Source organism: Enterobacter wuhouensis, from assembly GCF_035835995.1.
In the GTDB taxonomy this organism is placed as follows: Bacteria; Pseudomonadota; Gammaproteobacteria; order Enterobacterales; family Enterobacteriaceae; genus Enterobacter; species Enterobacter wuhouensis.
Map to the genome: position 1 here is coordinate 2176250 of NZ_CP142124.1, position 23447 is coordinate 2199696.

General features: G+C 56.4%; 24 protein-coding genes. 12 read left to right on the forward strand and 12 right to left on the reverse strand.

The window, feature by feature from the left end; genetic code table 11:
- Positions 1–3: 3 nt before the first annotated feature.
- Positions 4–1392, forward strand: a complete 1389-nt coding sequence (gene pntB, locus VPX56_RS10520; RefSeq protein ID WP_263609442.1) for a Re/Si-specific NAD(P)(+) transhydrogenase subunit beta — start codon at positions 4–6, stop codon at positions 1390–1392.
- Between the two features lie 122 nt (positions 1393–1514).
- Here the strand turns inward: pntB and uspE are convergent, their stop codons facing one another.
- From uspE to VPX56_RS10550, 6 genes are all read right to left on the reverse strand, one after another.
- A complete protein-coding gene (gene uspE, locus VPX56_RS10525; RefSeq protein WP_131635761.1) occupies positions 1515–2465 on the reverse strand; it encodes a universal stress protein UspE in 951 nt (316 codons plus the stop codon).
- A gap of 138 nt (positions 2466–2603) precedes the next feature.
- Complete coding sequence (fnr, locus tag VPX56_RS10530) at positions 2604–3356, reverse strand: fumarate/nitrate reduction transcriptional regulator Fnr (protein ID WP_326471607.1); 753 nt, start codon at positions 3354–3356, stop codon at positions 2604–2606.
- Positions 3357–3539: 183 nt separating this feature from the next.
- Entirely contained in the window at positions 3540–4055 is a 516-nt protein-coding gene (gene ogt, locus VPX56_RS10535) for a methylated-DNA--[protein]-cysteine S-methyltransferase (protein ID WP_207389465.1), read from the reverse strand.
- A gap of 9 nt (positions 4056–4064) precedes the next feature.
- The gene (abgT, locus tag VPX56_RS10540) at positions 4065–5591 is read right to left on the reverse strand and encodes a p-aminobenzoyl-glutamate transporter (protein ID WP_207389466.1); all 1527 of its coding nucleotides are present in this window, start codon (positions 5589–5591) and stop codon (positions 4065–4067) included.
- A 57-nt stretch (positions 5592–5648) separates the two neighbouring features.
- The gene (locus VPX56_RS10545) at positions 5649–7094 is read right to left on the reverse strand and encodes a M20 family metallopeptidase (RefSeq protein WP_326471610.1); all 1446 of its coding nucleotides are present in this window, start codon (positions 7092–7094) and stop codon (positions 5649–5651) included.
- On the reverse strand, positions 7094–8404 hold the full coding sequence (locus tag VPX56_RS10550) for a M20 family metallo-hydrolase (RefSeq protein ID WP_326471612.1): 1311 nt from the start codon (positions 8402–8404) through the stop codon (positions 7094–7096). The genes VPX56_RS10545 and VPX56_RS10550 overlap by 1 nt, the downstream gene beginning before the upstream one ends.
- A gap of 175 nt (positions 8405–8579) precedes the next feature.
- Here VPX56_RS10550 and VPX56_RS10555 point away from each other — a divergent pair, with 175 nt between their 5' ends.
- Both VPX56_RS10555 and smrA read left to right on the forward strand, forming a co-directional pair.
- Positions 8580–9491: a LysR family transcriptional regulator gene (locus VPX56_RS10555; RefSeq protein WP_131635764.1), complete on the forward strand. Its 912-nt coding sequence runs from the start codon at positions 8580–8582 to the stop codon at positions 9489–9491.
- Between the two features lie 342 nt (positions 9492–9833).
- Positions 9834–10397 (forward strand): DNA endonuclease SmrA, encoded by a 564-nt coding sequence (smrA, locus tag VPX56_RS10560; protein WP_131635765.1) that lies wholly within the window; start codon positions 9834–9836, stop codon positions 10395–10397.
- A gap of 40 nt (positions 10398–10437) precedes the next feature.
- On the opposite strand, the gene tcp is transcribed toward smrA, so the two are convergent.
- On the reverse strand, positions 10438–12102 hold the full coding sequence (gene tcp, locus VPX56_RS10565; RefSeq protein WP_131635766.1) for a methyl-accepting chemotaxis citrate transducer: 1665 nt from the start codon (positions 12100–12102) through the stop codon (positions 10438–10440).
- Positions 12103–12243: 141 nt separating this feature from the next.
- Here tcp and VPX56_RS10570 point away from each other — a divergent pair, with 141 nt between their 5' ends.
- Entirely contained in the window at positions 12244–13110 is an 867-nt protein-coding gene (locus tag VPX56_RS10570) for an aldo/keto reductase family oxidoreductase (RefSeq protein WP_326471616.1), read from the forward strand.
- Here VPX56_RS10570 and VPX56_RS10575 read toward each other — a convergent pair.
- Complete coding sequence (locus VPX56_RS10575; RefSeq protein WP_131635768.1) at positions 13107–13358, reverse strand: hypothetical protein; 252 nt, start codon at positions 13356–13358, stop codon at positions 13107–13109. The genes VPX56_RS10570 and VPX56_RS10575 overlap by 4 nt on opposite strands.
- Positions 13359–13615: 257 nt before the next feature.
- On the opposite strand from VPX56_RS10575, the gene VPX56_RS10580 reads away from it, so the two are divergent.
- The 3 genes from VPX56_RS10580 to VPX56_RS10590 all read left to right on the forward strand — a co-directional run bounded on the left by VPX56_RS10580 (position 13616) and on the right by VPX56_RS10590 (position 16911).
- On the forward strand, positions 13616–15004 hold the full coding sequence (locus tag VPX56_RS10580) for a M24 family metallopeptidase (RefSeq protein ID WP_326471618.1): 1389 nt from the start codon (positions 13616–13618) through the stop codon (positions 15002–15004).
- Positions 15005–15214: 210 nt separating this feature from the next.
- Positions 15215–15634: a translesion error-prone DNA polymerase V autoproteolytic subunit gene (locus tag VPX56_RS10585; protein ID WP_131635770.1), complete on the forward strand. Its 420-nt coding sequence runs from the start codon at positions 15215–15217 to the stop codon at positions 15632–15634.
- 2 nt (positions 15635–15636) lie between these two features.
- Complete coding sequence (locus VPX56_RS10590) at positions 15637–16911, forward strand: Y-family DNA polymerase (RefSeq protein ID WP_326471621.1); 1275 nt, start codon at positions 15637–15639, stop codon at positions 16909–16911.
- Between the two features lie 9 nt (positions 16912–16920).
- Here the strand turns inward: VPX56_RS10590 and VPX56_RS10595 are convergent, their stop codons facing one another.
- Entirely contained in the window at positions 16921–17190 is a 270-nt protein-coding gene (locus tag VPX56_RS10595; RefSeq protein WP_131635772.1) for a hypothetical protein, read from the reverse strand.
- A 196-nt stretch (positions 17191–17386) separates the two neighbouring features.
- On the opposite strand from VPX56_RS10595, the gene VPX56_RS10600 reads away from it, so the two are divergent.
- Positions 17387–17731: a DUF1294 domain-containing protein gene (locus tag VPX56_RS10600; protein ID WP_326471624.1), complete on the forward strand. Its 345-nt coding sequence runs from the start codon at positions 17387–17389 to the stop codon at positions 17729–17731.
- Between the two features lie 23 nt (positions 17732–17754).
- Positions 17755–18159 (forward strand): YybH family protein, encoded by a 405-nt coding sequence (locus tag VPX56_RS10605; protein ID WP_263609447.1) that lies wholly within the window; start codon positions 17755–17757, stop codon positions 18157–18159.
- A gap of 31 nt (positions 18160–18190) precedes the next feature.
- Here the strand turns inward: VPX56_RS10605 and yajD are convergent, their stop codons facing one another.
- Both yajD and VPX56_RS10615 read right to left on the reverse strand, forming a co-directional pair.
- Positions 18191–18538, reverse strand: a complete 348-nt coding sequence (gene yajD / locus VPX56_RS10610) for an HNH nuclease YajD (protein WP_131635775.1) — start codon at positions 18536–18538, stop codon at positions 18191–18193.
- Between the two features lie 115 nt (positions 18539–18653).
- A complete protein-coding gene (locus VPX56_RS10615; RefSeq protein ID WP_326471628.1) occupies positions 18654–19235 on the reverse strand; it encodes a nuclear transport factor 2 family protein in 582 nt (193 codons plus the stop codon).
- A gap of 111 nt (positions 19236–19346) precedes the next feature.
- Here VPX56_RS10615 and VPX56_RS10620 point away from each other — a divergent pair, with 111 nt between their 5' ends.
- The 3 genes from VPX56_RS10620 (at position 19347) to VPX56_RS10630 (ending at position 22309) form a co-directional block, all read left to right on the forward strand.
- Positions 19347–20228, forward strand: a complete 882-nt coding sequence (locus VPX56_RS10620) for a LysR substrate-binding domain-containing protein (RefSeq protein WP_326471630.1) — start codon at positions 19347–19349, stop codon at positions 20226–20228.
- Positions 20229–20342: 114 nt separating this feature from the next.
- The gene (locus VPX56_RS10625) at positions 20343–21365 is read left to right on the forward strand and encodes an LLM class flavin-dependent oxidoreductase (protein ID WP_263609450.1); all 1023 of its coding nucleotides are present in this window, start codon (positions 20343–20345) and stop codon (positions 21363–21365) included.
- The gene (locus VPX56_RS10630) at positions 21362–22309 is read left to right on the forward strand and encodes a zinc-dependent alcohol dehydrogenase family protein (protein ID WP_326471633.1); all 948 of its coding nucleotides are present in this window, start codon (positions 21362–21364) and stop codon (positions 22307–22309) included. The genes VPX56_RS10625 and VPX56_RS10630 overlap by 4 nt, the downstream gene beginning before the upstream one ends.
- A 6-nt stretch (positions 22310–22315) precedes the next feature.
- Here VPX56_RS10630 and VPX56_RS10635 read toward each other — a convergent pair whose 3' ends face one another.
- On the reverse strand, positions 22316–23350 hold the full coding sequence (locus VPX56_RS10635) for an AI-2E family transporter (protein ID WP_326471635.1): 1035 nt from the start codon (positions 23348–23350) through the stop codon (positions 22316–22318).
- Between the last annotated feature and the right edge of the window lie 97 nt (positions 23351–23447).

Genomic DNA, 23447 nt, shown 5'->3' on the forward strand with positions numbered 1-23447 from the left:
CATATGTCTGGAGGATTAGTGACAGCCGCATACATTGTTGCTGCAATCCTGTTTATTTTCAGTCTGGCGGGGCTTTCCAAACACGAAACGTCTCAGCAGGGGAATAACTTTGGTATCGCCGGGATGGCGATTGCGCTGATTGCCACCATCTTCGGGCCGGACACCGGCAACGTGGCGTGGATCCTGGTGGCGATGATCATCGGCGGCGCGATTGGTATTCGTCTGGCAAAACGCGTTGAAATGACCGAAATGCCGGAGCTGGTGGCCATTCTGCACAGCTTCGTCGGTCTGGCGGCGGTGCTGGTGGGCTTCAACAGCTACCTGTATCACGAACCGGGCATGGAACCGATTCTGGTGAACATTCACCTGACGGAAGTGTTCCTTGGCATCTTTATTGGTGCGGTAACCTTCACCGGTTCAATTGTGGCCTTCGGCAAATTGCGCGGTAAGATCTCGTCTAAACCGCTGATGCTGCCTAACCGTCACAAGCTGAACCTGGCGGCGCTGGTCGTGTCGTTTGTCCTGATGGTCATCTTCGTACGTACCGAAAGCACCGGCATGCAGGTGCTGGCGTTGCTGGTGATGACCATTATTGCGCTGGCGTTCGGCTGGCACCTGGTGGCGTCGATCGGCGGCGCGGATATGCCGGTGGTTGTCTCCATGCTGAACTCCTACTCCGGATGGGCAGCGGCGGCGGCAGGCTTTATGCTGAGCAACGATCTGCTGATCGTCACCGGTGCGCTGGTCGGTTCCTCTGGTGCAATCCTGTCTTACATCATGTGTAAAGCGATGAACCGTTCGTTCTTTAGCGTCATTGCTGGCGGCTTTGGGACCGATGGTTCTTCCTCAAGCGCTGATGAAGAAGTGGGTGAGCACCGCGAGATTTCTGCAGAAGATACGGCGGATATGCTGAAAAACTCGCATACGGTCATCATCACCCCGGGCTATGGCATGGCGGTGGCGCAGGCTCAGTATCCGGTCGCGGAGATCACCGAGAAGCTGCGCGCGCGCGGTATCAAGGTTCGCTTTGGTATTCACCCGGTCGCCGGGCGTCTGCCAGGCCACATGAACGTGCTGCTGGCGGAAGCGAAGGTGCCTTACGACATCGTGCTGGAAATGGATGAGATCAACGATGATTTCGCCGACACCGACACCGTGCTGGTCATTGGCGCTAACGATACCGTCAACCCGGCAGCGCAGGACGATCCGGGCAGCCCAATCGCCGGAATGCCGGTGCTGGAAGTGTGGAAGGCGCAGAACGTGATTGTGTTCAAACGCTCGATGAATACCGGCTATGCCGGGGTTCAGAACCCACTGTTCTTCAAAGAGAACACCCACATGCTGTTTGGCGATGCCAAAGCCAGCGTGGATGCGATTCTGAAATCACTCTGACAGGGTAAAGCCCGGTGGCGCAAGCTTACCGGGCCTACCAAACCCGTAGGCCGGGTAAGGCGAAGCCGCCACCCGGCAAAAAAAACCGCCGGTTCCCCGACGGTTTTTTTTCATCCTGCTGGTTAATCGTCTTCCGGATCGTCCAGCTCAACCGGCGTCTGGTATTCATCCGGCTTAATGACCAGCAAATCGCAGCGCAGATGATCGATCACCTGTTCGGCGGTATTGCCGAGGAACGCGGCGGAAATGCCGGTGCGGCCAATGGTGCCAAGCACCACAATCCCTGCCTGCAGATGCTCGGCCAGGTCCGGGATCACCTCTTCAGGCAGCCCTTTTTCCACGTGCGTCATTTTCTCATCAATGCTGAATTTCTGGCGCAGAGATTTCATCGCAAGAAGGTGCTGACCGCGTATAGCGTCGTTATAGACGCTCGGGTCAAATTCAGGCAGTTCGATGGCAATATTGATCGGCGTCACCGGGTAAGCGCCAACCAGATGCACTTCGGTGTGGTTAACCTGCTCGGCTAGCTGGATCGTCTCTTTCACCAGCTTCTCGTTCAGTGAATTGTGATAATCCTCTTCGCTGGCCAGGTTCACCGCCACAACGGCTTTCCCCCCTTCAGGCCACGGCTGGTCTTTCACCATCCAGACCGGGCAAGGGCACTTACGCAGCAGGTGCCAGTCGGTAGGGGTGAAGATCACGGATTCCAGCTTGTCATGCTGGTGCGCCATCTTCAGCAACAGATCGTGACCGCCTGCGATCACCTCCTGGATAATGGCTTCGAAAGGTCGGTTGTGCCAGACCACTTTGATATCGATAGGCACGCCCGCTTCGAGGTAGAACTTCGCCTGTTCGCGGATCCACGCGGTACGCTGGCTAATCACTCCCTGACGCATAGCGGTGCGCTCGTCAGGCGACAGAAGGGTGGTCATCTCATACGAGAAGTCATAGATCGGCAAAAACGCTTTGATTTTGCCACCAATCCGTTGATGTAAATACACAGCACGTCGTAATGCCGGCTGATCGTCCTGATTAGGATCGATAGCCACCAGCATGTTTTGATACTTTGCCATACAGGTCTCCTTACTACTGTCACCACAGTCTGTAAGTAAAAGAGTAACCTATATATCTTGAATGAAACAGGGGGGAAGTTTTTGCCAGATCAATAAATCACGAAAATTTATCGACCTGGCAGGCGTCGGGCGAGGGGCTTATGCCACGTTGCGCGCGTGACCGGCGAGAACCGCCAGCGCTTCGCCGTTTTCGATGGTGATGTATTTACCTTTCACCCCCAGCATACCGCTCTTCTGGAAGCGTCCCAGCAGACGGCTGATGGTTTCAACGGTCAGGCCCAGGTAGTTACCAATATCGCCACGGGTCATGGTCAGGCGGAATTCACGCGGGGAGAAACCACGCTCCGCGAAGCGGCGGGAGAGGTTATAGATAAATGCGGCCAGGCGCTCCTCTGCGTTCTTCTTGGAAAGCAGCAGGATCATGTCCTGATCGCCTTTGATCTCACCGCTCATCAGACGCATCATCTGCTGGCGCAGGTTAGGCATCTTGCCGGAGAGGTCGTCCAGCGTTTCGAACGGAATTTCGCAGACCATTGAGGTTTCCAGCGCCTGAGCAAAGCTCGGGTGATGACCCGTACCGATAGCATCAAAGCCAACCAAATCGCCCGCAAGATGGAAGCCGGTGATCTGCTCATCACCCTGTTCGGTGATGGTATAGCTTTTGATGGTGCCAGAACGGATAGCATAGAGCGATTTCAGTTCGTCTCCGGCCTTAAACAGCGTCTGCCCTTTCTGAATAGGCTTTTTACGCTCGATGATATTATCAAGCTGATCGAGTTCATGCTCATTCAGAGTAAACGGGATACAGAGCTGGCTGATGCTGCAATCCTGGCAATGGATAGCACAACCGCCAGACTGAATGCGTCGTATAATTCGCTTTTCCGGGATCATAGGTTTGCTCAAGCCTTAATTGATATTGGTCAATTTTAACATCTTTTTGGTAAGTACGTAAGCCTGGCAAACCACCAATAAGGACAAGAGACGGCAACGTGTTGCCATCTCCTTGAAATTCCACAGCTTGATTAAGGATTTTTGGCCTAACCGGAAGAAAATTAAGCACTAAAAGCCTGGGATCTACAGCAAAAGATAGCCTTCGTGGCGCAGCAGCCACTCTTTTCGCTGTACGCCTCCGGCATACCCGGTCATGGTGCCGTTGCGTCCAATAACGCGATGACACGGCACAACGATGCTGACGGGATTTGAGCCGTTAGCCGCGCCCACTGCACGCGCCGCGCCGGCACGACCGAGCAGTTCGGCAAGCTGGCCGTAATGCATCACGTGACCACAGGGAATGGTGCGCAACGCCTGCCACACCTCACGCTGGAAGGGGGTGCCGGCCGTAGCGGTTGGCAGGTCATTAATGATGCTGAGATCGCCTTCGAAGTAGGCTGCCAGTTTATCGCTCAGTCCGCCCGGGTTACTGGCGCTCACGCGTTCAAAACCCTGGGCGCGGTAATGAATATTGAGCAGCTCTTCCATGCGGTCGCTGTGCTCTTCCCATTCAACGGCGCGCAGGTTGTACTGCTCATCCGCGATAACCCACAGCGGCCCAAGCGGCGTTGTAATTTTATCTTCGAGTAATCTCAGCATCCTCAGTCCTTAATTCAGCCTCGGGTAAATCCCCGGCCCAATCGGCAGACCGACAAGATACCATGCCACCAGCATGAGCAACCATACCCCTAAAAAGATAAGCGGATAGGGTAAGACCAGCGAATAGTAGGTACCCAGCTTCGCTTCGGGCTTATAGCGCTGCAGGAAGCCTAAAAACAGCGGAACGAACGGGGAAACGGGCGCCAGCGGGATCACCGACGAGTCGGCCACGCGGAACAGGATTTGGGCAAACGCCGGATGGAACCCGAGCATCATAAACATCGGTACGAAGATGGGGGCCAGGATTGACCAGATGGCGGAACCGCTGGCAATAAACATGCAGAGCAGCGACGACAGCAGCGCCAGCCCGACAAACGCCGGTACGCCGCTTAACCCGGCCGCCTCCAGCGCGTCGGTCAGGCCCACGGCCATAAACTTGCCCATGTTGCTCCAGTTAAACATCGCCACGAACTGCGCCAGCGGGAACACCATCACGATAAAGCCCGCCATCTCCTTCATCGGCTCAATCATCAGCTGCGGCAGATCGCCCTGGCGGCGGATTTTGCCGGTGGCGATGCCGTAGGCAAGAGAGACGACAAAGAAGAAGAGAATAATCAGCGGCACAATACCCTGAATAAACGGCGAGGGCAGGACGGTATGTTTAACCGGATCGCGCAATATGCCGTTTTCCGGCACTACCATCAGCGCCACCGCGGCGATAAACGCCAGCGAGACAATCCCGGCGACGCGCAGGCCGAACTGCTGCTCTTTGCTCAGCGTATCGAGCTTTTCATCGCTGCGGCCTTCCCATTTGCCCAGACGCGGCTCGACGATCTTATCGGTAATCAGCCCGCCGACAATCGTCAGGACAATCACCGAGCTGGCCATAAAGTACCAGTTGTCGATCACGCTGACGTGCATGGCTGCGTCGATGGTTTTTGCCGCCTCGGTGCTGATGCCGGAGAGCAGCACGTCGGTGGTGACAATCAGCAGGTTGGCGGTAAAGCCGCAGCCCACGCCCGCGATAGCCGACAGCAGGCCCGCGACGGGATGGCGTCCGACGGCGAGGAAAATCAGCGCCCCCATCGGCGGCATGATCACCAGCGCAGCATCGGAAGAGATATGGCTGAAGAAGGCGATAAACAGCACCATATAGCTGGCGTAACGCGCGCTAACGTGTGAAGCCATCTTTACCATCAGCGCGGGCAGCAGGCCAACGCGTTCGGCCAGCCCCGCGCCCAGCACCAGTGCCAGAATGGCACCTAACGGCGCGAAGCCGCTGAAGTTCTTAATGACGTTCGGTAAAAACCAGTGCAGCCCCTCAACGCTGAGCAGGTTTTTCACCGCCACCATGCTGCCGTCGGCGGGGCTGCGCACACTCACGTCAAATGCAGACAGCACGGCTGTCGCGACCATCAAAATCACAATCAAATAGATGAAAAGCAGGAAAGGGTGCGGCACTTTGTTGCCGATCCTTTCAACCCAGCCATAGAGCTTACCGGATGGGGAATGCGAAGGTATGGATGACATACTCATGGGCGTTCCTCGGGACTGTTGTGTTGTTGTGTTGTTGTGTTGTTGTGTTGTATTTTTTTATTTTAAAGGTGACGGTGTCACGCCTCGTGGGATCGGACACGCGTACGGTTTTTCTTGTAATTGTTGTTCGAACTCTTCACGGCATTTTTTCAGCAGCGCGGCGTCCTGCAGCAGATTGAGCGCGGTTGCGCCCATCACCTTTCCGGCCAGCAGCATGCCTTTGTGGGCAATAGAGGTACGTCCCTGCGCAACGAGTTGCCAGGTATGCAGCGGCGTGCCGACGGTAAAGCAGGGGCTGAAGCACTGGGCGACGGGCATCTTCCAGCTAACGTCGCCCACGTCGGTGGAGCCTGCCAGCACGTTATCGGTGATGGCGTAAGGGGCGACTTCGTCCACCAGCAGCGTCTCCTGATGACGCCGGGCAAAGGCTTTACCCGCGTCTCCCCCCGTTGCGGCAATGTTTTTCAGGCTGTTTTGCAGGTCATTCGGCGTGAGCGTGGCGCGGATCTCGCGAGCAAATTCACGCTCTTCTTCCGTCCAGGCCGGGGTGCCGTAGTGCTGCAGCGCGCGATACATTGCCGCTTCGAGCGTGCGGTTCGGCAGGTAGCTGGAACAGGCTTTATCAAAGCGGCACTCGACGGTGGTTTCGGTCATCATCGCCGCGCCCTGAGCGATTTTCTCGATGCGGGCGTAGATTTCCTGCGCGTCGGCCATTTCCGGCGCGCGAATGAGGTACAGCACCTCGGCCTGCGCCTGTACCACGTTGGGCGAAATGCCGCCGGTATCGGTGATGGCGTAATGGACGCGGGCTTTCTCAATAATGTGTTCGTTGAGGAAGTTGGTGCCGGTGGTCATTAGCGTGACGGCATCCAGCGCGCTGCGTCCCAGATGGGGCGAGTTGGCCGCGTGGGCAGCGATGCCCTTAAAACGCCAGGCGGCCTGAATGTTGGCCAGCGTGCTGACGTTAAACATCCCAGCAAAGGCTTCCGGATGCCAGGTGACGGCGGCATCGACGTCGTCGAACAGACCTTCGCGCACCATAAAGGTTTTCCCGGAGCCACCTTCCTCGCCGGGACAGCCGTAAAAACGCACCGTTCCGCTGCCGCCGTGCTGCGCCAGCCAGCTTTTCACCGCTACCGCGCCCGCAAGCGCCGCAGTGCCCAGCAGGTTATGCCCGCAGCCGTGGCCGTTGGCGCCCGGCGTGGCGGATTGCGCGCTCGCGCAGTGCGCCTGCTGGCTTAGCCCGGCCAGCGCGTCGTATTCTCCGAGCAGGGCGATAACCGGTTCCCCGCTGCCAAAGCTGGCGATAAAGGCGTTTGGAATGCCTCCGGCTTCGCGGGTCAGCGTAAAGCCTTCCGCTTCCAGCGCGCTGGCGAGCCGTTCGGCGGACCAGAACTCTTCAAACCGCGTTTCGGGATGATCCCAGATTTCGTCGGCAATATCGGTGAACGTCCGACATCGCGTCTCGATCGCATCAGATACAAAAGCATAGCTCTCCTGCATTACACACCTCGCGTCCAGGGGAAATTCAGCGCGGTACGCGCCAGCGTTTCGATGGCAACGTTCATAATCTGCTCATCAAAGTCGAATTTTTCATTGTGGTGTCCGGCGCTCAAATCGGTGCCAAAGACCATATACGAGGCCATGCCGCCGTTCTGCTGCACGCGAGCCATCATCAGCGTGGCGTCTTCGGAGCCTGCCGGGGCTTTGACTTTATCGATGGCGTGCATCACGCCGGACACCTGACTCGCCTGCTCGCGCAGATAATCAACCCAGGCCGGCGTTGGTGAACTTGATGTCGCCGCCCCCATCAGGTGTATCTCTGCCGTCACGCCGTAGAGCGCTGCAGCACCGGTAATCACGTCCCGCGCGCGCTCGAAGACGTACTGATTAATCGCTTCACTTTCGCCACGGGTTTCAACCTTAAGCAAGGCATTTGCCGGAACAACGTTGCGCCCGCTGCCCGCCTGCATGACGCCGACGTTGACGCGGGACGCCCCTGCGCTGTGTGGCGCAATACTGTGCAGGGCGAGGGCCGCCTGTGCGGCAGCGAGCAGGGCGTTACGACCATCCTCCGGCTTGCCGCCCGCGTGTGCGGCAACGCCCGTAAAGTGCACGTCAAACTTGGTGGTCGCCATAAAGTTATCGCTGCCGCAGATCACCGTACCTTTTGGAACGCCGGTACCGATGTGGATGGCCGTAAAGTAGTCCACGCCGTCCAGCGCGCCTGCGGCGACCATCGCCCGCGCGCCGCGCGTACCCTCTTCAGCAGGCTGGAAGATGAGCCTGATGGTGCCGTTCAGCTGCGCCTCGTTCTGTTTCAGCACATGCGCCAGCCCCAGCCCGATGGTGGTATGTCCGTCGTGAGCGCAGGCGTGCATCATCCCCGGATTGCAGGAGGCAAAACCCTCACGGAACGGGCGGTGGCTGTCGTCGAGCGCTTCACTCAGATCGAGCGCGTCCATGTCCACGCGGAAGGCCAGCGTCGGCCCCGGACGGCCCGTACTGAGCGTGGCGACAATGCCCGTAAACCCGCCTTCGAACGGGGCGAGCCATTTTTCGGGCGCCCCCTGCGCGCGGGCGCGGGCAAACTCGTGCGCCAGGGTGGCGTCATCCGGTAATCCCATACGGCTTTCGGCATCGACCACGTCGCGTCCCATCGCCAGCTCATAGCCGAGGCGATCGAGGATCTCCGCCACCTTTGCGGCGGTACGAAATTCCACCCAGCCGGATTCAGCGAAATGGTGGAAATCGCGACGCCAAGCGCTCAGCTGCGGGGTTAATGTCTGGATGTACTGCGCCAGTGATTCCATATCTGTTCCTGTCATTATTAAAATATGTGAACTGCTTCACGCTGTGATAGTTTTTACTTATCACTAACCGATTTTTCACAGTTTTAACCGTTCAGGAATTACCCTCGCACATCTATTTCCATTAAAGTAGATGACAGTTTCTTTACTCTGATAAACAACGGTTATCGGTCGGGATATGACATTTCAGATTAAATTTCATCACATCCGGGCGTTTGTCGAAGTGGCGCGTCAGGGCAGCATTCGCGGGGCCAGCCGAACGCTTAACCTCTCGCAGCCGGCCCTGACGAAGTCGATCAAAGAGCTGGAAGAGGGCATGGCGGCGCAGCTTTTTATTCGCCGCAGCAAGGGCGTGGCGTTAACCGAATGTGGGGAAGGGTTTTATCATCGCGCGAACTTGATTCTGGAAGAGCTGCGTGCCGCGCAGGATGATATCCGCCAGCGGCAGGGTGAACTTGCCGGGCAGATCAATATAGGAATGGGGGCCAGCATCTCGCGGAGCCTTATGCCCGCCGTGATCACACGCTTTCACGCGCAACATCCGCAGGTCAAAGTGCGGATTATGGAGGGACAGCTGGTGTCGATGATTAATGAATTGCGCCAGGGCGAGCTGGATTTCACCATTAATACCTATTATAAGGGGCCTTACGATCACGAATTTACGTTTGAAAAACTGTTTGAAAAATCGTTTGCCGTATTTTGTCGGGAAGGGCATCCCGCAACAGGCGCCAATTCCATTAGTGAATTACTGCATTATAACTGGACGATGCCTACGCCTCGTGGAAGTTATTATAAGCAGCTGCAGGATACATTTAGCCATCGTTCACAAATACCCCACATTGGCGTTGTATGTGAAACCTTTTCCTCCTGTATTAGCCTGGTGGCCCAAAGTGATTTCATCAGCATATTGCCGCAGGAGCTGGGCTGCGATCCGCTTCTGGCGCACCGCCTGGTCATGCTGCCGGTTATCGAGTCGCTTCCCAGGGCCGCTTATTATTTAATTCAGCGTCGTGATTCCCGACAGACGCCGCTGGCGGAGTCGTTAATAACGCAGTTCAGAAGAGAAGCGCGGAAAATAGTTTCGGAATAAATAATCAGAATAAAAAAACAGAGTCTGCCCGACATCAGACAGACCCTATAGTACACACAGCAGTGCATCCTTTCACGGACCCTACGTGTTTTATCCATTTGGCAGGTTAATTTAGTTATAACACCTTTCTTCTAAAAGAAAAGGTGCAGGAGTGATTGATTTCACGATTTTTTAACTTAAATCGCGTATTTTACCGCCGCTAAAATTTCAGTTAAGGTTTGTTTAACCAGCCATTCATTTATATTTTATATATTTCGGATTATTATTTGTACTATTGCCTGAGATTGAGGCCCGCGCCTGACGCAGGTATAGTACAGGCTCAGATGTAGCCGGAGAATTTCCATGAAGCCTGACGACAAATCACTTTTTCTTGACGCCATGGAAGATGTCCAGCCCCTGAAACGCTGTAGTGACATTCACTGGCAGCAGAGCCGCAATACGCGGGCGCGCCAGGAGATAGATACCGAGCAGCTTGATAACTTTTTGACGCTGGGGTTCCTGGAGCTTCTGCCGCTTGATGAGCCGCTGGCCTTTCAGCGTGAAGGCGTACAGCAGGGGGTTATCGATAAGCTGCGCGCGGGCAAATATTCCCGCCAGGCCAGTTTAAACCTGTTACGCCAGCCCGCAGAACAATGCCGCCAGATGCTGTTCACCTTTATCCGCCAGGCCGGACGCGACGGGCTGCGTAATCTGATTATCGTGCACGGAAAAGGGCGCGAGCAGAATTCGCACCCCAACGTGGTGCGCAGCTATCTGGCGCGCTGGCTGGCCGAGTTCGACGAAGTTCAGGCGTTTTGCGCGGCGCTCCCGCACCACGGCGGCAGCGGAGCCTGCTATGTCTCGTTACGAAAATCTGACGACGCTAAACAAGAGAACTGGGAACGTCACGCCAAGCGCAGCCGCTAGGGGATGATGGCTGCGGGCGAGGCCATCGCCCGCATCTCAATTAGAAGGTTTCCCAGTTTCCGTCGGTAGCCGTCACGCCCGCCGCTGCCGGACGCAGCAGCTGAGGTGTTTTCACATGGGCTGGACGAGGGGCGACAGCGCTCTCTTTCCCGCTCAGGCGAAACGCGGCCACGGCCTGGCGCAGCTGCTCCGATTGATCTTCCAGCGCGGCCGCCGCCGTTGCGGACTCCTGAACCAGGGCGGCGTTTTGCTGCGTCACGCTGTCCATCTGCGACACGGCCAGGCTAACCTGCTCAATCCCGCGGCTTTGCTCGTCGGACGCTGACGAAATCTCGCCCATGATGTCGGTCACGCGGGTGACCGCCGCAACGATCTCTTTCATGGTTGCGCCCGCCTCGCTCACCTGATCGGAACCGGTATTGACCCGGCTGACGGAGTTCTCAATCAGGCCTTTGATCTCTTTTGCCGCCTGCGCGCTGCGGCTCGCCAGCGTGCGTACTTCCCCTGCCACCACCGCAAAGCCGCGGCCTTGCTCTCCGGCGCGAGCGGCTTCTACCGCCGCGTTGAGCGCCAGAATATTGGTCTGGAAGGCGATACTGTCAATGACGCCGGTAATGTGCGCGATTTGCTGCGAACTGTCGGCAATTTCAGTCATGGTGCGAACAACGTTATCGACTACCTGACCGCCGCGCGCGGCGGTTTCAGAGGCGTTTTTCGCCAGCAGCGTGGCCTGGCGGGCGTTATCGGAGTTCTGTTTAACCGTCGCGGTCAGCTCTTCCATGCTGGCGGCGGTTTCTTCCAGCGAGGCGGCCTGCTGTTCGGTGCGGGCGGAAAGATCGTTACTTCCGGCGGCAATTTCACCCGCGCCGGTGTAGATAGCGTCGGTACTGCCGCGCACGGCGCTGACCGTGCTGACCAGCGACTGCTGCATCTCATGCAGGCCGGACGCCAGCTGACCCATTTCGTTGCGGCCTGAGGTGTCGATGCGTTGCGTCAGATCGCCGCCTGCGATGGTGCGGATCTGGTTCATGATGCCTTTCAGCGGTTTTAACAGCAGGTGCTGCAACCCCTGCCAGATCACGACCAGTACCGCGATAACCGCCAGCAGGATAGCGCCCAGAGTCCACTGCATTTGGGTAAAGCTGCTCTGATTCTCCTCAGCCGCAGCCTTCAGTAGGGTGTTGTTTTCCGCGCGCCAGCGGTTGTAGACCGTCTCCATATTATCCTGCGCCTGTTGAGCATCCAGATCGCCATACGCCTGATAGTTGTCGGCGCGCAGATACTCAATCGACAGACGCATGACTTCATGCATCTGGTGCCAGGATTTCTGCATCTCCTCGGTTAACGCCGCGCTCTGGCCGTTAACCTGCGGCATGGTCTGCCAAGCCTTGTTGTAGGTTTCAGCTTTCGCCAGCGACTCGCCTGCCGTGCCGAGCAGCGTGTTGATTGCCGCCAGGGAGGCCGGATCACGCTGGTTTTTCAGGTAGCGGATCGCCACGCGGGTGACGGTAACGCGCGTTTTCACCAGCGTGTTCACGCTGTCGCTCAGGCTCTCCTGCTGGGCATTGAGTACCCCGGAGTTCTGAAAGTTATGACGATCGTTGTTGACGGCAGAGTAGAACAACCCTCCCGTGACAACTTGCAGCAGACAGAATATGGTAAGAGCAAAGATGATACCGGTAATCACGTGCAGATTTTTCAGCATGGCGGTTGTCCGTTAGAGATGCGGGGGTGACTTAATTACTATCGTCGTAGCGAAATTAAACTTTAATTTAACTATTGCTTAACTAATGGTTCCACTGCGGAACCTGTTGTAATTCCGGATGATTTTTATGAGGACGTCAGCATGATCAGCATTGAGAAAAGCGGGACGTACGCGCTCGGCACGCGCACGGTTAAGCGGCTGGGTTATGGCGCGATGCAGCTTGCGGGGCCAGGCGTATTTGGCCCGCCGAAAGACAAAGCCGCCGCGCTGGAGGTGCTGCGCGCGGCGGTGGCGGCAGGCGTGAATCACATCGATACCAGTGACTTTTATGGCCCACACGTGACCAATCAGCTTATCCGCGAAGCGTTGCATCCCTACCGGGACGATCTGACGCTGGTCACCAAAATCGGTGCCCGACGCGGGGACGATGCTTCCTGGCTACCGGCGTTTTCCGCACAGGCGCTGACGCAGGCGGTACATGACAACCTCAGAAACCTTAATCTGGACGTGCTGGACGTGGTTAACCTGCGGATCATGTTTAGCGCGCACGGGCCCGCGGAAGGATCGATTGCCGAGCCCCTGACCACGCTGGCAGAGCTGCAGCAGCAGGGGCTGGTGCGTCATATCGGGTTGAGCAACGTTACCGCAGCTCAGGTTGCAGAAGCGCAGAAGATGGTTTCCGTTGTGTGCGTACAGAACATGTACAACATCGTGAACCGGGGCGACGATGCGCTGGTGGATGCTCTGGCACGGCAGGGGATTGCCTATGTGCCGTTCTTCCCGCTGGGAGGCTTTACGCCGCTGCAGTCTTCCGGGCTGCAGGCCGTTGCGGATTCGCTTGGGGCGACGGCAATGCAGGTGGCGCTGGTATGGCTGCTGCAGCGTTCCCCGAATATCCTGCTGATCCCGGGAACGTCCTCGGTCGCGCATCTGCAGCAGAACCTTGCTGCCGCAGATCTTGTCCTGCCGCCAGAAGCGATCGCAGCGTTGAACGCGCTGGTGGATTAACGCTTGCTTACGCAAAGCCCGAAGGGTTCTTCCGGGCTTTGTTCTTCATTGACTCCCGCCAGGCTTGTCATCCTGTGAAGCGCTAACGCTTCCGCCACAATCTCTTGCTTACTTTTGCGGGTCTCATAGGCTGTGATCCTGATGTACTCCATCAGCGCGGGGTCAATGCGCGCGCTCAGCATTTTGAGATCGGCCTCTTTTGCTAAACCGCGTGCAACACGTTTGTCAGGATAATCACGGGCTGGCATAGCAAACATCCTCTCAATAAAGTCTTGTTAATTCGTGCCGTGAAATATGCTTTTCTTTGCTTTTAAAGTCAATATGCAGTGAGTGAGTAGTGAGTATTTTTTTTCAAGTTTGTTTTTTATTAAGTCTAAAGTAAGTGATTGGTAATGACTTATTAAACACTTAAGGGGAAAGGAAGAATGTATTCCCCGTCACGGGCATGATAAAACAGGGTATCACTATGGCGTAAAAGGGCTTGCTCAGAAGCTGAGGGAATAATATGGACTTTAAGGCAGTTAAATTGCAGGAAACGGTACCACCGCAGGCATTTCCGGACGTGGCGCCCGTTCCGCTCGCGGACGCCACGCTGCAGGAGAGGAAAGCGAAGATCCTGCAGCGCATGGCGGCAGAAGGGTTCGACGCGCTTATCATTTACGCCGACAAAGAGCACGGAAGTAACTTTGAATACCTGACCGGCTTTATTCCCCGCTTTGAAGAGGGGCTACTGATGCTGGAGAAGAACGGTGAGGCGACCGCGATCCTCGGTAATGAAAACCTCAAAATGGCCGCGCACTCACGCATTCCCGTGACGCTCAGGCACAGCCCTTACTTCTCATTGCCCAATCAGCCGATGGATAACGAAAAGCCGCTGGAGGCGTTGTTCAGCGAGATGGGGTTACCGGCCATGGCCCGTATCGGACTGGTGGGCTGGAAAATGTTCACCTCTGCCCGGGGCGATAACAAACAGCTCTTCGATCTTCCGGCTTTTATTGTTGATGCCGTCCGCAGTGCTGCTTCAGCCGATACGATGTTAGAAAACGCGGCCCACCTGTTTATCGGGGGGAATAACGGCGCACGCACGATGAATAACGCCAATGAAATCGCCCACTATGAGTACGGCGCAAATCTTGCGTCAAACTGCATACTCAACGCGATGAATGCTGTTGTGCCGGGGATCCGTGAGGTGGAGCTGGGTGGCTATCTTACGGCTGAAGGCCAGTACAATACGGTGGTGACCATCGCTGCTGCCGGACAGCGCTTTGAAAAAGCCAACCTGTATCCGACCTACAAGCCGGTGCAGCGAGGCCAGCCGCTTTCCATGACCACCGGCTTTAAGGGCGGATTGTCGAGCCGTACCGGGTTTGTCATCGCCGACGAAAGCGAGCTGCCGGACGCGCAGAAGGATTATCTCGATCGGGTGGCGAAACCCTATTTTGCCGCGGTCGCCACCTGGCTTGAGGATATTCGCATTGGGATGACCGGCGGGGAGATGTATTCCCTGATGGAGACCGTTCTGCCTCGGGCAACGTTTGGCTGGCATCTGAATCCAGGCCATCTCAGCGCGGATGAAGAGTGGATGTCCTCGCCCATTTTTGAACACTCTCCGCAGACGCTGAAAAGCGGCATGATCCTGCAGATAGATATTATCCCGTCCGTGAAGGGATATACCGGCACCAGCGCGGAAGAGAGCATTGCGCTGGCTGACCGGGCGCTTCAGGCAGAGATCGCACGCCTCTATCCTGCACTCTGGGCGCGTATTGAAACCCGCAGGCGTTATATCAAAGAGGTGCTTAAGATTAACCTGAGCGACGATGTCATCCCGCTCTCCAGCACGGTGGCTTATTTGCGCCCGTTCTTCCTTTCGAAGGCGCTCGCTTTTGTCGGATAACAGAAGGTGTGAGGGTGGAGGAGTGCGCCTGTGTATTTAAAATGCGCAATCGCGCTGTCCACCTTAAAAATTTACAAAGCGAATAATCCTCATTGCAAGATAGGCTTACAGGCGAGGCGGTTACTCGATAACCAGCTTGTATCCCTGCGGTGCCTTGATCGGTTCCTCGGTTAAAACTACTGTATATAAAAACAGTATCGAGGGCGTATCATGATCTTTTCCAGACCTGCAGAGCTACGAGAAATTATTGCCATTCCGCTTTTCAGCGATGTCGTGCAGTGTGGGTTTCCGAGTCCGGCCGCTGACTACGTTGAACAGCGCATTGATTTAAATGAGCTATTGGTTGCTCATCCCAGCTCCACTTACTTTGTGAAGGCCGCCGGCGACTCGATGATCGAAGGGGGCATTCATAACGGCGATCTGCTGGTGGTGGACAGTTCCCGCACGGCCGAGCATGGCGACATCGTCATTGCTGCCGTGGACGGCGAATTTACCGTTAAGCGCCTGCAGCTCCGCCCGACCATCCAGCTCAACCCGATGAACAGCGCCTATTCGCCGATTGTGGTGGGCTGCGAAGATACGCTCGATATCTTTGGCGTGGTTACTTACATTGTGAAGTCGACGGGCTAATCGTGTTTGCTCTGTGTGATGTGAACTCATTCTATGCCTCATGCGAGACGGCGTTCAGGCCGGATTTGAAGGGGCGGCCGGTCGTCGTACTGTCAAACAACGACGGATGCGTGATTGCGCGATCGGCGGAAGCGAAAGCCGTGGGCATTGTCATGGGGGCGCCATTTTTCAAGCAAAAAGAGCTGTTCCGGCGCTACGGGGTAGTCTGCTTTAGCAGCAACTATGAGCTGTATGCCGATATGTCGAACCGCGTGATGACGCTGCTCGAAGAGATGTCTCCCCGGGTGGAAATTTACAGTATCGACGAAGCGTTTTGCGACCTGACAGGCGTTCGCAACTGCAGGGACCTCACCGAATTTGGCAAAGAGATCCGGGCGACGATTTTAAAACGGACGCGTCTGACGGTGGGGGTGGGGATCGCTCAGACAAAAACGCTGGCAAAGCTTGCCAACCATGCGGCAAAAAAGTGGCAGCATCAGACGGGGGGCGTAGTGGATTTATCCAGCCTGGCGCGCCAGAGAAAGCTGATGGCCGCGCTGCCGGTTGATGAGGTGTGGGGCATTGGCCGACGCATCAGTAAAAAGCTGGACGCAATGGGCATTAAGACGGCGCTCGACCTGGCGGATACGCCTACCTCTATGATCCGCAAGCATTTCAGCGTGGTGCTGGAAAGAACGGTTCGGGAGCTGCGCGGCGAGCCGTGTCTGGAACTGGAGGAGTTTGCGCCCGCGAAGCAGGAGATCGTCTGTAGCCGGTCATTTGGCGATCGGGTTACAGAATACGAACCGATGCGCCAGGCGATTTGCGCTTACGCGACGCGCGGGGCAGAAAAACTCCGGGGCGAACACCAGTACTGTCGTCATATTTCCGCCTTTGTGAAAACCTCACCGTTCGCACCAAATGAGCCTTATTACGGCAACAGCGCCTCCGTCAGCCTGCTGATACCCACGCAGGACACGCGGGATATTATCACTGCGGCGACACGGTGTCTGGATATCATCTGGAAGGACGGGCATCGGTATCAAAAAGCGGGAATTATGCTCGGGGATTTCTTCAGCCAGGGGATTGCCCAGCTAAACCTTTTCGATGAAAACGCGCCGCGAGCCGATAGCGACACGCTCATGGAGGTGCTGGATCGCCTGAATGCGAAAAAAGGCAAAGGGACGCTGTTTTTTGCCGGGCAGGGCATCCAGCAGCAGTGGCAGATGAAGCGCGAGATGCTTTCGCCCCGCTACACGACGCGCTTCTCCGATCTTCTCAAGGTATCGGGAAAGTGAATCAGCAGGCTATTTTTTTCGAAACAGCGCTGTTGCCGCTGCGGCCATCAGGCCTATAAACGGCATTTGACCGGCTCCCGCGAGGAAGTTGTTGCGATCGATCTGGTTATTTCGACGAATATCGGCAAAACGGGCGAGTGCCGCGCGTTCATCAGGGGCGCAGACCTCCTCGAATTGTTTTTCAAAACCCTGAGCAATCAGCTGAGAAGCGCTGTTGACGTCGGTGCTCTCCAGCGCAATATACTGCTGACCTTTTTGAAAAAAACGGTAATCCGGCATAAGAGCTCCAAAAAGAGAAGGGCGGTTTGAATACTATATTTGTTATGGTTGAAAAATGCACATGCTTTGCCGTGGCTGTCGCCCTGCTTGCCCGGGATGGCTATTGTTATCGGGTCCGATCAAAAGCAGAATAGCAATCTGGATAATCAGTTTCTTAACACGTGGCGGGCCTTTTGTCCCCCCACCCAATAATGGTATGAATCTTAATCGCTTTTGCTATTTGCTTTTGATCGCGGCTGCGCTCGGAAGCGTGTTTACGCCGCAGCCCTTCGTCATGTGGTTTCTGTTTGCGAACATACTGACGCTGGTGATTTACGGCGCGGATAAACTGGCGGCGCGCAAGGCCTGGCGGCGAGTGCCAGAAACCACCTTGCTGGTGTTTGGCGTTGTGGGCGGGTGGCCTGGCGCGATGGTGGGCCAACGGCTCTTTCGCCATAAAACGCAAAAACAGCCGTTTACAACATATTTTATCGTCAGCGTTATCGTAAGTATTGCAGTAATGGTGGGGATTTATCAGCTCTATCCCTTCGTCACGTTATGATGTTAAAGCCAAAGGACACGTTTATGCACGCTCACCCGCTACGCCAGATAATTGAATCCTGTGACAGAGCGATCTCCGCCAAAGACTTTGATGCTCTGATGGATTATTACGCGGAAGATGCCGCCCTGGTGGTTAAGCCCGGCATGGTGGTTAAAGGCAAAGAGAATATCCGCAAGGCCTTTATCGCCATCTCTGATTACTTCCAGGATCAGCTGCTCGTAGAGCAGGGGGAGATGCAGGTCATTGAAGGCGGCGATAATGCGCTGGTGATCATGGAAACCCGGCTCCGGTTTCCGGACGGGCAGGGTGGAACCGTTGAGACAACGCGTCGGGCAACCTATGTATTCAGGCTAGAGCCGAGCGGCCGCTGGCTGTGCACCATTGATAACTCATACGGTACGTCGCTTCTGGACGCAGAGACTGATTAACGTCTGTGCGTCAGAAGCAACGCCATAATGTTTATTTCTTCTTATTCATCATCGACTTCAGGTCGGCAAACGGGTTAAAGGTGGCGACGCCCATATCCTTTTGCGCGTCTTCTCCCGCCACGACCGTGGTGCCGTACTGGTCAGCCTCGGTGTACTTCGAGTGTTCGTGGTCGTGGCAAAACAGACACAACAGCTCCCAGTTGCTGCCATCTTCCGGGTTGTTAGTGTGATCGTGGTCGATATGGTGAACCGTCAGCTCGCGAAGGTTGGAGTAAACGAACTCTCGCGAGCAGCGTCCGCATACCCACGGGTAAATTTTTAGTGCTTTTTCACGGTAGCCGCTTTCCAGCCGCGCGTAGTTTTTGGGGATCAGAGCCATGGCCGATATTACCTGTCATAAAAAATATGGCGTCAATATATCCCATAGATAATGGAAGGGGAAACCCGCGCCCGCATCAAAGCGTAAATGTGCCTTCGAGCGTAATAACGCTAAATTAGGTAGATAACCAGCGTTGACCTTCCGCTTTCATGTTGGCTTCGAGGTCGCTGCCACGCGTAGCAAAAACGCGTCCTGGAGGGAAACCGCTCTGTTCCAGCAGATACGCCAGCGCAGCATACTCGCGTGGATATTTTGCCGCGATGCGCCGATCAATCTCGACGGGGCCCAATGGGAACGTAAATGTGCCCATGTCGTACACGCTTTGACGGTGGAACAGCTTCCAGACGCCATCCCGCTTTTCGGCCAAATCATAAAAACGGTTGTGGCATTCACAGCCGATATTCAGCTTTACGTTCTCGGCGAGGATGATGGCATTTGTCTCAAGGATCGCCTTATTTCCGCTGGCATTGAAGGTGACCGCCGGGGATGCAATCAAATGTTTGGTGCGCAGGTCCGATGCCCCCATGCGCATTGAACCATCAACAAAATCGCCCGCCAGCCCTTCAAACCAGGTGATTTCAATGGTGCCATCAGGATGAAAGAGATCGCGTAGCTGCTGCCATTCACCCAGATCCCGGTGCATCCAGCCATTCATCAGATCGTTAAGCTGCTGACGGTCATTCAAGTGAGTATTCATTGGGGTCGCTCCTGTTGTGTGGGATGTGATGCAGTTTGCAGCGGAATCACGTTAAAATGAAATATATAGATGTTACCGATTAATCAGTTTTAATTATTGATAGGTTTGAGGATGGAGCTACGCCACCTGCGGTACTTTTTAGCCGTTGCAGAAGAAGGGCATTTTGGCCGGGCAGCCGAGAGGTTGAATATTGTTCAACCCGCGCTGAGTATGCAAATCAAGGCGCTGGAGGCCGAACTGGGCGGGGCGCTTTTTGTGCGCACCAGCCGTCGCGTTGAGCTAACCGACGCGGGCGTGCTTTTTCAGACAGAAGCCCGACGCACGCTTGAACAAGCAGAGCACGCGCGGTTAACCGCAGAGCGCGCGATGCGCGGGGAAACGGGGCGCGTGCGGGTTGGTTTTGCCGGGAATGCGATTTTTAGCGGAAAGCTGATCGCAGATCTGCGGCTTTTTCATCAACGCTTTCCCGATGCCGAACTGATGATTGAGGAAGTCGGCCCGCAGGATCAGGTGGAAGCCATTCGGGCCGGTCAGCTGGATATCGGCTATACGCCGGCAAACGGCCACATCGCGGATCCGACGATCGTCGCCAGGCGAATCGGAGACTGGGACATTTTGGTGGCGATGACGGACGATCATGCGCTTACGCAGCATGAAAACGTAACCCTCGACATGCTGGCAGGGCTTCCGCTTGTGCTTTATGACGCTCACGACGCGCATGAACATCTGTTTATCACGCTTACCCGGAAGCTTGGGGAGCAGTGCCATGTCGCGTACCGCTCCGGCAGTACGCTCAGCATTCTGGCGATGGCGGCGACCGGGTTAGGGCTTGCGCTGATCCCGGCGCCTTTGCGGCAGGTTCATATCCCGGGCCTGGTATATCGGCCTTTGAATGAACCGGATTTAACCGCCAATCTGCTGCTCATTAGCCGCAGGCAGGAGCCGGGCGCCGCGGTAAACGCCTATCTTAACCTGGTGGCTCGCACGGAATAATACGTCGCGATTCCATCAATTAATTTGACGTATTCAGTGAAATAAACGGCATTTATTCTCGTGCGCTAAGGCGTAAAGTAGAGAAAACCCAGAGCATCATCAGGATTTATCGCTATGAAAAAAATTGGCTTTTTATCGTTCGGCCACTGGACGCCGTCGCCACAGTCCGGCACCCGAACCGCAGCGGACACGCTGCTGCAGTCCATCGATCTTGCCGTGGCCGCTGAAGAACTCGGTGCAGACGGGGCCTATTTCCGCGTTCACCACTTCGCCCGGCAGCTGAGTTCTCCGTTCCCGCTGCTGGCCGCGATAGGCGCCAAAACCAAACGTATCGAAATCGGTACCGGCGTTATCGATATGCGCTATGAAAACCCGATGTATATGGCGGAAGATGCGGGGGCGGCGGATCTGATTTCCGGCGGGCGCTTGCAGCTCGGCATCAGCCGGGGTTCCCCTGAACAGGTGATTGATGGCTGGCGGCATTTTGGGTATGCCCCTCAGGAAGGCGAAAACGAGTCGGACATGGCTCGCCGCCATACCGAAGTGCTGCTGGACGTGCTGCGCGGCGAAGGTTTTGCAAAACCTAACCCGCAGCCAATGTTCCCCAATCCGCCGGGCCTGCTGCGCCTTGAGCCGCATTCCGAAGGCCTGCGCGAGCGTATCTGGTGGGGCGCGGGGTCGAACGCGACGGCCGTATGGGCCGCAAAGCTGGGCATGAATCTGCAGAGTTCAACGCTGAAAGACGATGAAACGGGTGAGCCTTTCCACATCCAGCAGGCAAAACAGATCCGCGCCTATCGACAGGCCTGGGCGGAAGCGGGGCATGCCCGTCAGCCGCGCGTGTCGGTTAGCCGCAGCATTTTTGCCCTGATGGACGATCGCGATCGTATGTATTTCGGTTCGAGCCGGAACGACAGCGACAGCGTCGGTTTTCTTGATGAGAAAACCCGCGCGATTTTCGGCCGTAGCTACGCCGCGGAGCCAGAAAAGTTGATTGCGCAATTGAAACAGGACGAAGCCATCGCTGAAGCGGATACGCTGCTGCTGACCGTGCCGAATCAGCTCGGCGTGGACTACAACGCGCATGTTATCGAGTCAATACTGAAGCATGTTGCACCGGAAATGGGCTGGAGATGATGAATCAGGCCCTCTGGTATCGCCGCTTCGGCGAGCCAGAATCCGTTCTGAGCGCGGAAGCCTCAGCGCCTGCTCTGCGAAAGCCGGGGGATCTGCGCGTACGCATGCTGTTTTCACCGGTGAACGCCTCCGATCTGATCCCCATCACCGGCGCGTATCGTCATCGGACGCCGCTACCGGCGGTGGCGGGATATGAAGGGGTCGGCATCGTCGAGCAGGCGCCCGAATCCTTTGCTCATCTGCTGGGCAAGCGCGTGTTACCGCTACGCGGGCAGGGAACCTGGCAGCGCGTGGTCGATTGCCCGGCTGAGTATGCGATCCCCGTACCGGATGATATTGACTCCCGGCTGGCCGCGCGGGCGTACATCAACCCGCTGGCGGCGCAGATGATGCTAACGCGGTATTCGCCGCAGGGTAAGCAGGTGCTGCTAACGGCTGCGGGGTCTGACTGCGGTATTCTTTTGGGGCAGTGGGCGCGGCTGGCGGGGGCCGCAGCGGTATACGGAATTCATCGTTCGCCCGTCCACGCGGAGCGGTTAGCCCGCTTGGGCATTGCTCCGATTGCGCAAAACGATCTGCAGGCGGTGCGGGCCGCTGCCGCACGCGCCGACGTGGTGTATGACGCCACGGGCGGCACGCTGGCGGAGACGATCCTCAGCACCATGCCAGAGCCGGGGATTTTCATCTGCTATGGGCTGCTGTCCGGGCAGACGTTCCGCCAGCAGCGGGCGCTGCCGCGCGTGGCGTGGTTCCATATTCGTAACTATCTGGATGCCCTCAGCGTGGAGGCGTGGCAGAGTGCGTTCCATCACATCTGGCCTGCGCTACGCGCCAGCCAGCACGGCGACGCCACGGTCTACCCCCTGACGGAATGGCAGAGGGCGCTAGGCGCGTACCGTGAAGCGGGTCGCGTGAGCAAGCCCATGCTGTCGATGGACGCTTAGCGCCTGCTATTTATGGCTCATATCGCTCAGCAGCACCGCGATGCTTTGCCCGCCCGCGGTCTGCTCAAGCCCAATCTTCACGATGATGGTCAGCGGAACGGAGAGCAGCATCCCGACCGGGCCGAGCAGCCAGCCCCAGAAAATCAGGGATAAAAAGACCACCAGCGTGGAAAGCCCCAGCCCGCGGCCCATCATTCGGGGTTCCAGAATGTTGCCGAACACCAGGTTAATGACCAGATAGCCGGCCAGCAGCACCAGGGCGTCGTAGAGTCCACTGAACACCAGCACCTGCAGAATCGGCGGAATGGCCGCCAGCACGGAGCCGATATTGGGAATATAGTTGAGCGCAAAGGCCAGCAGGCCCCAGACGAACGCAAAGCGAACATCCAGCGCAACGAGCATGCCCCAGACGACTAATCCCGTCACCAGACTGATGGCCGTTTTCAGCACCAGATAGCGGGAAACGCTGTCCAGCGCGCGCTGAATCGCCCCCATCCCTTCCACCGGACGCACCATAATCTGCTGCAGCTTCGCGGGAAGCTGGGGCACTTCAAGCAGCATAAACACCACCGTTAAAAACAGCAGGAAGATAGAGGTCATGGCATTAGAGAGCTGCGCCAGCAGGCTGGTGACGATGGTCATGGCCGCGTTCGGATCGATGTACTTTAGCAGCTCATCAACCGAATCCTCGATCCCCGCCCGCTGTAGCCAGGGTTCCAGCTGCAGGAGCGGGATCGCCAGCGACGAGCGGTATTTTGGCAAGGTGCGTGCCAGTTCATTCAGCGAGGTCCCCAGATACGCGACCAGCAGCACCATCGCGATGATGATGATGCTGATAAGGACGGTTATCGCCAGCACCCGAGGAATGCGCAGCCGCACCATCCGCTGCACCAGCGGATTAAGGATCACCGCGATAAACAGCGCCAGGATGAAGGGCACGATGATATCGGCGGCAAAACGAACGCCCGTCAGTATGATCACCAGCATGCCGAGCATGATGACAATTTTTAATCCGTTCAGGGTGATGATGGGTTTTGACATGGCGGTTCCTGCATAATCGTTTTATTTATAATAGATGCGAAAGCGGTTCCAATAAACTAACCAAAATCAAACAGAATGGGTAAAGAAATGAAAAGAC